Below are 1,452 nucleotides of genomic sequence, written 5' to 3'. Positions count from 1 at the left end.
TCTTCAGTTAAGTAAGAATAGAAGCCACTAAATGTAAGTTTTGGGCTGTATTTGTAAGATACTCTTGCGATGTATTCGTTTTTATCTGTATCAGCAATACCTCTACCATATTCAGTAGAACCACCGATATAGTCAAATCCTACTCTTACAGTTTCAGCAAAAGTATAACCTAAACCTGCAAAATAGAAGAAGTTTTCACCAATATCTCCAGTTAATTTACTACCATTAGAATAGAAAATTTGCTCACCTGGAGCGATTATTCTACCTTTATCTTCTAATACAACTACACTACCTCTATCTTTTTCACCATAACCAATAATACCAGCTTGGAAATCAAAAGCAGAAATATTTGCTTGGATTTGAGCAGCATAGAAATTGCCGTCATCTAAAGTATCTTTTCCATAGTAGTCTTTTTTATCACTATCTAAGCTATTTCCTAAGTATTGACCTTGGATTTTGAAGTTAGCATCATTGAATGCAAATTTATAACTAGCATCTACTGCATATAAGAATGCCCAGTTATTGGCATAAGCAGCCCAAATTTGGAAAGCAAATGGGTCAAAATCACCTAATACAGCAGCACCGTATAATGAAGATTTAGCTATATTAAGCCCTTTTTGTGCAGCACCAGGAACTCCATTTTCTTTATCTGTTGGATAATTTTTGTTACTATCTGTAGTAGTAATAGCAGTATCACCATCATCTTCAGCATTGAAGCTATCAAACCAATAACCTGCAAAAGTTAAACCTTCGATAGAAGTATTTACTACTTTAGCCCCTGTTCCTACTAAATCATCAGTCCAAATAGAACCAACTTCCATTTTACCGAAAGTTACATTTGTAGCATAAGCTTCATTTGTATATTCTAAGTAAGCTTGTTGAACAGCGAAAGTATCGTGAGTGTTTGTTCCATTGCCTGTACCAAAGCCAGCTTCATTTGTGCTGTATTGGAATTGAACAAAAGCTTTAAAGTTATCATCTAAAGCTGCTTTGAAGTTTAATTGAGATTTAAATCTGTGTTTGTTTTCTTTAGAGTTGTTGTAACCATCTTCAATTGTGTTACCAGTATCTTTTCTATCAGATTCAAATCTGTATCTGAACATTCCTGATACATCAACATCTTTTATAGCTTCTTCAAGTGAAACAGCGTTAGCTGCTGAAAAAGCACCTGCAGCTAAAGCTGCTACTAAACTAAGTTTAACTAGTTTCATGAGAATTCTCCTTATTAAAATTAAAACTGTGGCTTGAATTATAGCATAGTTTTATATAAGAATTCTTAAAGTAAATAAAAACAATATAAAATATATTAGATTATATAGTATTAATATAAGTAGATAGATATATCTTTAAAGATCTAGTTTGAAACTAGATCTTTAAAAACTAAGGAGTTATCTATGAATGTTTGCTTTTACAAATGTAATTATGCTCTTTGATAGTTAATGTATGGAAACT

The 1,452-nt window shown here is 32.0% G+C and carries 1 protein-coding gene; it reads right to left on the bottom strand.

Translation table 11 applies throughout. The features are described from left to right. A partial coding sequence (locus tag ACOTVC_RS08680; RefSeq protein ID WP_421628356.1) for a major outer membrane protein occupies window positions 1–1,211 on the bottom strand: 1,211 nt, incomplete at its 3' end. Window positions 1,212–1,452: the final 241 nt, after the last annotated feature.

Origin of the sequence: Campylobacter sp. GB48, assembly GCF_049221845.1 — a bacterium.
Classification (GTDB): Bacteria; Campylobacterota; Campylobacteria; order Campylobacterales; family Campylobacteraceae; genus Campylobacter_D; species Campylobacter_D lari_C.
This window is presented reverse-complemented; position numbering and strand designations above follow the sequence as displayed.